This window comes from Mycoplasma sp. 1012 (genome assembly GCF_054343455.1).
The window spans coordinates 61,888-71,495 of the sequence record NZ_JBTGVG010000002.1; the positions used below are offsets into that span (position 1 = coordinate 61,888).

7 protein-coding genes are annotated in these 9,608 nt (G+C 25.2%); 3 read left to right on the plus strand and 4 right to left on the minus strand.

Annotated features, from left to right (window positions below; translation table 4 throughout):
* Positions 1-9: 9 nt before the first annotated feature.
* Together ACXX89_RS00690 and ACXX89_RS00695 are read right to left on the minus strand one after the other, a co-directional pair.
* Complete coding sequence (locus tag ACXX89_RS00690; protein ID WP_436358697.1) at positions 10-816, minus strand: hypothetical protein; 807 nt, start codon at positions 814-816, stop codon at positions 10-12.
* A complete protein-coding gene (locus tag ACXX89_RS00695) occupies positions 806-2,467 on the minus strand; it encodes a ribonuclease J (protein WP_458557284.1) in 1,662 nt (553 codons plus the stop codon). The genes ACXX89_RS00690 and ACXX89_RS00695 overlap by 11 nt, the downstream gene beginning before the upstream one ends.
* A gap of 194 nt (positions 2,468-2,661) precedes the next feature.
* Between ACXX89_RS00695 and ACXX89_RS00700 the strand changes: the two genes are divergently transcribed.
* Together ACXX89_RS00700 and ACXX89_RS00705 are read left to right on the plus strand one after the other, a co-directional pair.
* Positions 2,662-4,458 (plus strand): LppA-related lipoprotein, encoded by a 1,797-nt coding sequence (locus tag ACXX89_RS00700; protein ID WP_458557285.1) that lies wholly within the window; start codon positions 2,662-2,664, stop codon positions 4,456-4,458.
* Positions 4,459-4,555: 97 nt separating this feature from the next.
* Complete coding sequence (locus ACXX89_RS00705; RefSeq protein ID WP_458557286.1) at positions 4,556-5,473, plus strand: hypothetical protein; 918 nt, start codon at positions 4,556-4,558, stop codon at positions 5,471-5,473.
* A 53-nt stretch (positions 5,474-5,526) separates the two neighbouring features.
* On the opposite strand, the gene ACXX89_RS00710 is transcribed toward ACXX89_RS00705, so the two are convergent.
* Complete coding sequence (locus tag ACXX89_RS00710; RefSeq protein ID WP_458557287.1) at positions 5,527-6,819, minus strand: glucose-6-phosphate isomerase; 1,293 nt, start codon at positions 6,817-6,819, stop codon at positions 5,527-5,529.
* Positions 6,807-7,142, minus strand: a complete 336-nt coding sequence (locus tag ACXX89_RS00715) for a S1 RNA-binding domain-containing protein (RefSeq protein WP_436358692.1) — start codon at positions 7,140-7,142, stop codon at positions 6,807-6,809. Before ACXX89_RS00715 ends, ACXX89_RS00710 begins: the two co-directional genes overlap by 13 nt.
* Positions 7,143-7,360: 218 nt before the next feature.
* Here ACXX89_RS00715 and ftsH point away from each other — a divergent pair, with 218 nt between their 5' ends.
* Positions 7,361-9,538 (plus strand): ATP-dependent zinc metalloprotease FtsH, encoded by a 2,178-nt coding sequence (ftsH, locus tag ACXX89_RS00720; RefSeq protein ID WP_458557288.1) that lies wholly within the window; start codon positions 7,361-7,363, stop codon positions 9,536-9,538.
* Positions 9,539-9,608: the final 70 nt, after the last annotated feature.

The following is a 9,608-nucleotide window of genomic DNA, read 5'->3' on the forward strand; positions in this document are numbered from 1 at the left end:
TTCCATATATTAATCAAAAGGATTTTCAAAAGGTAAAGTCTCATTTAAGTCTAAATTATTTTTAGATGGGTTATCTTTATTTTCATCAATTACTTTCTGATTGTCATAAGTTTCTTGATGTTGCTTAACACTAACTTCATCTTTTGAAATTCCTTCTTTATCCTCCGTTGATTCTTGATTTATTTTTTTCTTTTTAAATTTTACTATTTTTTCTTCATTTTTTTCATTTTTCTTAATTTTGGGCATTTTTTTCATAAAAATCAATATTTTTACCAATAAGTAAGTTATAAATGCTACAAGAGGAACAAGAATAACCCCTATTACTGAAGTGGTGGATTTTAGTACAGAATAAAGAAAAATATTGATAAATCCCAAGTGATTTAAATTTGGTAAAGATGAATTTACTTTTTCAGGAGCTAAAGTATTTCATCACTCTTGAAAATTGTGATTTCAAACATTAGCACCCACACTAAAATAGAAATTGCCTTCATATTGCACAACTTCAAGCACTATAAAAGAAACAAACATATTTACAAAAATTAAAAATAAACTAATTAAAAACAAGTCTATTTTGAAATTTTTAATAAACATAATTTTAGGTGTACTCAATTTTATTATGCACAAAATAAAAACAATTAAAAAGTAAGAATATGCTAAATTTCCAAACAAAAGACCAATAGTGTATGAATAAATAGTAGTTAAACCTTTGATATTTAAAAATGCAAAAACAATTAGTGCTAAGTGAATAATTATGATAATAAATCAAAGAAATTTATTTTCTAAAATTTTTTCAACATTTCTGTTTTTAAATTTCATAAAACACCACAACAATGATTGGTTCCTTATCAAAAATTTTGAAAATTTTCTTTTTAATTATTTTTTTAATTTTTTCTTGTAAATCTTTTAAAACTATTTTTTCTGCATCTAAAAAGGATTGATAAAAAGCAGAAGTTATTATTTCATGAATTATATTTTTGTTTTCTTTAGAAATAATTCCAGAAGAATTTATCTGTAAATCACCTTGAAGTTTTTTACTTTTGTATTCCACTAAACTTGTTATTGTTATGATTCCATCACGAGCAAGAGTTTCTCTTTCTTTTATTACTTCAGAAGAAATGTCTCCAATTCCAAAACCATCTATAATTACTTCACCAACTTGTTTTAGGGTTCCTTTTTGTGAAAATAAGTTTCCATCAATAAAAGTTGCTATTTTTCCATTTTGTAAAATGATAGAATTACTTTTATTAACTCCAGCAAGTGCTGCTATTTCAGATGCAACCACAAAATATCTATAAAGTCCTTGTAAAGGGATAAAGTATTTAGGTTTCAAACTGGAAACAGTTTGGAAAATATCTTCTCTTGCAGGTCTTATTCTATAATATTCATTTTCTGTAATATCTACAACTTTAGGGGTAATTCTTGCAATTTCATCTAAAGTCATAGCATAAAGAACTTCTAAACCATTTAATGGTGGTGCAATCATAATTACTGTATCAGTGCTTAATAATTTAAAAAATACATCGTTATTTTCTGTAATTCTTAAGAATCTTTGATACAGTCTTTCACTTGTAGAGGTGATTAATACAACAGCATTTTTATGATTATTAACTTCTTTATAGTCGATAAATTTAGGTAATTTTAAAAATTGACCTTCATATTTTATTTTTTTAATAAGATCTACAAGTTGCCCGTATGTTCTACCATAAACAGCAACAGGTCTATCATATTTTTTAGCTAAATCTAAAATTTCTTGTAAAAGGGCCATTTCTTCATCAAATGAACCAATAACAATTCTAGAATTTTGATCAGTTTTGAAAAAAATATTTTCAATAGATGGAGTCACATCTATTTTATCAATGGCTTTTCCTTTATAATTAGCTCTTCCAGAATCAATTAATAAAGTGTGAATTCCTTTTGGAGATTCAATTGATGATTTAATATAATCTAAATTTGTAGTTCCATATATATTTAAAGATCCAACAACAAAATTAAGCATCACAACAATAGATCCATCTTCTGTTTCAAAGTTGTATCCATAAACTCCAGGCATTGATCCAGCGAGTGGAATAGATTTAACTATTGCATCATTACAGTCAATTTTTTCATTTGTTATTGAAATAACTTCAAAATCTGTGTGTCCTATTTTATACTTTGAAATCCTGTCTAAAATTAAAAATTTAGTAAAAGGTGAACAAAATATTTTTAAACCTTTTATTTTCATCAATAATCAAGGGATTGCTGAAAAAGATTCATTTTTCCCATCTGTAATGAATATTCCTTTAATTTTGTCTTTGTTTTGTTCTAAATAGGTAAAATCAGGGATTAAAGTATCTACACCATTAGTTGAACTTATAGGAACCTTTGCTCCTGCATTAACTAGAAAAATAGAATTATTTACTTCAATAACATAGGAGTTTTTTCCATTTTCATCTAATCCCCCTAAACCAAAAATGCTAATTTTTGCCATTTTTTCCTTTCTTTTCATTATTAATTATTAATTTAATAAAAACATCTTGTAATTTCTTTTTTAAATTATACTTTTTTTTATTGAAAAAGTAAGATAATAATGAATTTTATATAAAAGATTATCTAATTCTTTTTATTTTAAAAGAAATTTGCAAAATTTTATAAATTTAAAATAAAAAGTGTTATATTTAAAATATGATAAAAAAGAAAAATAAATTAATAAATTTAGTTTTAGCAACATCAATAGTTACAACATCTATTGTTGCTGTTTCCTGTAAAAAAGAGCAAAATGAATCTGATATTTCACCATTCACTCCAATTAAAGTAATTTCATATGATGTTAATGATTTAAAGTTTAAAAATGTTAAAGAAACTTCTGTTGAAATTGAAGTAGGTTTTAATTTAAATGTTGAAAAAGATGTAACTTTTTCTTTTGTTCTTAAAAATTTAGATACTTCCGAAACAAGAGAATATTACGTAACTCCAAAAGCAATTGAAAACAAAAGAGAGTTTAAAATTGAAAATCTTGAAGAAAATACAAATTATAAATTAATTTCAATCGGTGCAAATAAACCTAATTCTGATATTTCTATATCAATTTCCCCTATAAAAGAAGAAATAAATACAATTTTTAGAACAAAAAATAGCAAAATTTTAGATGAAAATGAGCAAGAAATAATGAAATCAATTGACCAACTTGGTAATTCATTAAATGTAATTGATTTTTATAAAACCTACGATTCATCTTCATTTTATGAAAGATTCAAAAATAACGATACAGAAAGTTTAAGTTCTAGCATAAGTTTACCTTATGATATTAGACATAAATTTTCTAAAATTATAGCTACTTTTTCTAAAGAAATTAGTGATGTAAAAAATAATGTAGGAATAATAGATAATGTTAAAATTTCCTTTTATACAGAAAAAAACAACAAAAAAGATATTTTTGTTTCTTTAAAAGGTTTTAGTTATTTTCAAAACAAAAATACAGAAAAAGACACTGAAAAAGAAAACTTTTTAAGAACAAAAGAGTTGTCATCAGAAATAAAAGAACTTTACCCTTCACTAATAGCGAGTTTATTACTTTATAACGAAAATAGAGAGAGTTTTCAAGATATAGAAAATCAACCGAAAAGCGAAAATGAAACGATACTAAATTATGAATTTTTAGTTTCTGGCACAAATGCAAAAGACTTATTTAGAAATTCTAAAATTAAGCTAAATCCTTCATTAATAACAAAATTTTTAGAAAGAAATATAGAAAACAATAATAATCCAAAATTTCATTATGAAGTTTTAGGTGTTAAAGCAGATGATTTGGAAGGAACATTGGATATAGAAGTAGGAATTTACAATAGAGATGAAGAAGAAGTTAATGCAAGTGTTCCAAGGTATTTAAAAATATTTAGTTTTTCAGGATTAAGAAAACATAACTTAAATGAAAAAGGCAATGTTGATAATGAATTATTTAATTTCAGTATAAATAAAGAAAAATTTAGTGAATATTTATCTAAATTGAAAGTTAAATCTCTTTTAGAAGAAGAATCTAAAAATCTAAATAATACAAACACCAAAGTCAATGTGAATTCATTAATTAAAAATGCTAATTTATTTGAAAGAATCAAAAATTACGTAATTAATAATTTACTAGTAAAAATTAAAGATAGTGATTCTTCTAAAACTTATGAGTGAAAATATGAGTTTTTACCTTTAAATTCATTAATTTCAAGAAACGATCGTTTAACTGTTTATCCTTTTGTAACCATTATAAATAATTCTAATTTTGACAACATTAATTTTTATTTAAATAAAAAAGAAAATAACGAATACGAACTAAGTCTTGAAATAAATGCACAATTTCCTTTATATAAAGCAGAAAGAATACAGGACATTAATTCCTTTGATTCATTTTCTGATAAAAATCTGGTCTATACAGGAGAAATATTTAAAGTAAATATTGATGAATTAAAGTCAACTAATAAAAGTAAATAGAAAAATACAAAAAGTTTAATTGAAAAAGTTTGAACTTTTTGTATTTTAATTATGCTATTTTATTCAAATTATGTATAATTATATTATAAGGAGGGAAATGAAAAAAAGATGAATTTTGCTTAATTTAAGTGCTTTTGTATTTTCATCTATTGCCATAACTTCTTGTAATTCTAAAACAGAAGAAAATAAGAAAATACATAGCGATTCTGAAGGTGGAGAATTTCGTTATACAACAGAGCCTTTAGTTGATGATTGAAATCCTGATATTCATACTTTCAATAATCAAAATCTTAAGAACGTAGAAAAACTAAAAAATATTTTTTGAATAGATTTAACCAATTCAGATACTTTTGAAAACAAAAATTTATTTTTAAGTGACAAACAACACAACATTTATTTTAATAATGAATATATAAATCATTCTAATAAAGAAAAAGAAGAATTTTTAGAATTTTCAAAAAATAGCGAAAATGCTTTATTTTCCACAGAAAACAACTTAAATATTTCTAATTTTGAAAATTATAATTTTGCTTTGAGTGTTAAATTATTGAATTATAAAAATTTTAGATATGACATTAATTTATTACCAACTATTTTAAGTGAAGCAGTCCTTATAAACTTTTATGTTAAAGTTCCTTCTGATTTTAATCAAGAAAATATAAAAAAATCAGGATTAAATATTGATGTTTCTGATAAAAAAGATAGTTTATCTTTAGGAACTATAGTTAAAAATAATTCTCTAGATTATGATGTTTTAAAACGAATTTATCCTATGTTTAATTCAATTTATTTTGATTATAACAACAAAACACTTCATATGAATTTTCGGTTAGAAAAATCAAAAGAAAGGAAAACTGATTTTAAATTTTTAAAACAAACAAAATTAAATAATTCATACAAAATATTGCAATTTTCCTTTATGGTTCCAATTAATAGTATGGATTTGAAAGACTTTAATTCTATTAGTGATTTAGAAGTCAAAATAAATAATTGAGAGCAAATTTTTACTAAATAAGTTAAGTTACTTTTTGATAAAAAAATCATAAACCTGTATAAGATTTATGATTTTTATTTTCATTTTTTACCAAGAATTTTAAACATATTTGATTTATAAACTTCAACACCTGGTTGATTAAATGGATTAACTCCAAGTAAGTATGCTGAAATTGCACAAGCTCTTTCAAAGAACATTACTAGTCATCCAAAACTTCTTTCTTTGGAATCTTCTAATAATAAGTGAATGTTAGGAACTTTACCTACATTTACGTGTGCATCCATTGTGGCTTCAAAAGCTGCATTATTTACAAAATGAACTGTTTTATCTACTAAATAATTTAATTTATCTAAATTCTCTTCATCTTCATTAATTATTAAATCGTGTTCTGGATGTTTTAAGGTTATTATTGTTTCAAAAAGAATTTTTGATCCTTCTTGAATAAATTGACCTAATGAATGAAGATCGGTTGAGAATATAGCAGATGTTGGTAGCAATCCTTTTTCATTTTTACCTTCACTTTCTCCAAATAATTGTTTTCATCATTCATTAAAGAAAGCAAAATTAGGTTCATAAGAAACGAGCATTTCTGCTTTATATTTTTTACCTAAAAGGAATCTTGCAACAGCATATTTATAAGCATCATTTGTTTCAAGCGAACTATTTTTATAAATTTCATTAGCTTCTGCAGCACCTTTAAGAACTTCATCAATATCTACTCCAGCACAAATTAAAGGGAATAAACCAACAGGAGAAAGCACACTAAATCTTCCACCAATATTATCTAAAATAACGAATTTTTGGTATTTTTTAATTTTTGCCATTTCAAATAATGTTCCTTTATTTGCATCGGTAGTTGCAAAAATTAATTCTTGTGCTTGTTCAACACCTACTTTAGATTCTAAAAGAGATTTAAAGAATCTAAAAGCTATAGCAGGTTCTGTTGTTGTTCCTGATTTGGAAATAACATTGATTGCAAATCTTTTGTTTTCCACATATTTTAATAATTGATATAAAGAATTTGAACTAATGGAAGTACCTGCAAAAATGATTTCCATTTTTCTTTCAATTCCAGGATACATACCTTGAATAACATCAATAGCGGCTTTAGCTCCTAAATATGAACCCCCAATCCCTATAACTACTAAAACTTCAATATTATCAGTATGAAGTTTTTTAGCAGCTTTTTTCATTTCATTTATTTCTTTTCAATTGCTATTTTCTGGTAAATCTTTTCAACCTAAAAAATCAGAACCAACTGCAGAAAAATCATTCATTGAATCATTAATTTTAGTTACTTGATCTTGAAATTTTAAAATTTCTTCTTCTTTTATTGCATTTTTTAAATTTAAAGTTATTTTTTTCATTTTTCTACCTCGTTTTTTGTAAATCTTAATAAATTTTTAAAACCATTTTCTGTTTCGGTTAATTTAAAAGAAAAAGGACTTTTTAAGTATTTAGGTCTTATTTGTTTAAAAGAAAGTGTTGCTTTTTTTGTATGGTGATTAATACTTAAAATTTTTAGTTTTATTTCATCCCCTATTATAAACATTTCTTCTAAATTTTGAATGTAATAATCACTAATTTCCTTTATAAAAACAATACCTTGATAACCATCTTTTAAATTGACACAAAAGTAATTTTTAAAGATTTTTTTAACTTTACCTGTTACTATTTCTCCATTTTCCATAATTATTTAAAATTATAGCACTATAAAGCAAAAAGAAATCAAACTGTTTTTAAATTTATTTTTTTATCACTAAGAGTGAAAAAAATTGGAAATTTTATTTTTTGAAATGGAAAAAAGGGACTTTTTTCCCAAATAAGTATCATTTTTATAAATTTTATTAATAAATCAATTAAAAGTCTTATAATTTATAATACTTAATATGAAGAAAGGATTAATTAATGAATTTTTTAAAGAAAAAAAAGTGAACTGTAGTATTAATTACAATTTTAACTATCATACTTTTATGATTTTTATGACAACTAATTTTTGGTTCTCATCCACAAACAATTAGTATTACGCAGTTTGAAGATAAAATAAGAGAATATAGTGCATCCACTACTGATGATAAATTCTTCGCAAATATAACAATCAGTGAAAACGAATGAGTTTTAAGATTTCAGGAAATAGGTGGTCAAAAAAATAATAATTTTTATGTTCAAGATTACATAGTGCAAATTTCACCAACTATTGCAAATAAATACAATGGAAATATAGCAAAAATAATGGGTGATACTACTTATTTTGAAGCAATTCAAAAAGCACTTGCTTATAAACAATTTGATCAAAATGGACAAGAAGTTAAAACTGCTCTTTCTAATTTTATTTTAAATAACAGAATTCAAACTGGTTATTATAGTTTAGGAATTCCACAACCATCAACTTTAAGTAGAATTTTAGGATTTATTCCATTACTAGTTTCTGTAGGTTTCCCTTTAGTTTTATTATTTTTTATTTATAGACAATTTAGGGGTTCAGGAAACGGAAATGGATTATTTGGCGGTCTTCAAAGTAGTCAAGCAACTAAAATAACTTCTGACAAAAAATTTAGTGATATTGCTGGAAATAAAGAAGTAAAAGAAGAAGTTATGGAGTTGGTGGATTATTTAAAATATCCACAAAAATATCAAGCAGCTGGAGCAAGAATTCCAAAAGGAATTTTACTTGGTGGTCCTCCAGGTACAGGAAAAACATTACTTGCAAAAGCAACTGCAGGTGAAGCTAATGTACCTTTCTTATTTATTTCAGCTTCCAATTTTGTTGAACTATATGTAGGTATGGGAGCAAAAAGAGTTAGAGAATTATTTAGAGAAGCTAGAAAAGAAGCGCCAGCGATTATATTTATTGATGAATTAGATGCTGTTGGACGTTCCAGAGGTTCAGGTATTGGTGGTGGAAATGATGAAAGAGAACAAACACTAAACCAATTACTTGTAGAAATGGACGGAATGGCTGATAATAGTGGGCTTTTAGTAATTGCTGCAACAAACAGAACAGATGTTCTAGATCCTGCTCTTCAAAGACCTGGTCGTTTTGATAGAACTATTACAGTTGGTTATCCAGATGTAAAAGAGAGAGAAGAAATTTTACAATTACATGCAAGAGGTAAAAGGGTTGATAGTTCTATTGATTTTAGAAATATTGCCAAAAGAACTCCAGGTTTTTCTGGTGCACAATTAGAAAATGTAATAAATGAAGCTTCAATTTTATCAGTTAGAGAAAAAACAGAAGTTATAACTCCAGCACAAATTGATGAAGCAATTGATAGAGTTATGAGTGGTCCTGCTAAAAAACACAGAACAATTACAGAAGCAGAAAGAACAATGGTTGCTTACCATGAAGCTGGTCATGCTGTTGTTGGTATTAAAGTTCCAGGAGGGAGCAAAGTACAAAAAATCACTATTATTCCAAGAGGGAATGCTGGTGGTTACAATTTAATGCTTCCAGAAGAAGAAAAATATAATGCAACTAAAGCAGAATTATTAGCGACAATAGCATCATTTATGGGTGGTAGAGTTGCAGAAGAATTAATTTATGGACAAAAAGAAATTTCTACCGGAGCAGCAAACGATATTGAAAAAGCTACAAAAATAGCAAGAAGAATGGTTACTGAATTTGGTATGTCTGCACTTGGACCAATTCAATATGAAGAAAATACAGGTTCTCCATTCTTAGGTAGAGATTATGCAAAAAATATGTCATTTTCACACCAAGTGGGGCATGAAATAGACTTAGAAGTAAGAAAAATAATTTCTGAAGCTTACGAACAAGCAAAAGAAGTGGTTAAAAACAATAGAGAATTATTAGAATTAATTAAAGATTCTCTTCTTGAAAATGAAACTATTGTTTCTGAAGAAATTGAATATATTGCTAAATATATGAAATTACCAGAAAGAAAAGAAAAAGAAGAATATAAAAAACAAGAAGAAATTGATATAGATAAATTAATTGAAGATGTTCAATCAGAAAATTCTAATGAAGAGAATTCTCAAATGGAAACAGAAAAAGAAACTCAAGAAACACAACCAATCTTAGATTCAGAAAACGAAGATAAAGAAGATGAAAATAAAATAATCTAAAATATTAAAAGGTGAATAAACAGGGACATAAATTTGGGACACCAAATTTATGTTTTTATTTAAGGAGAAA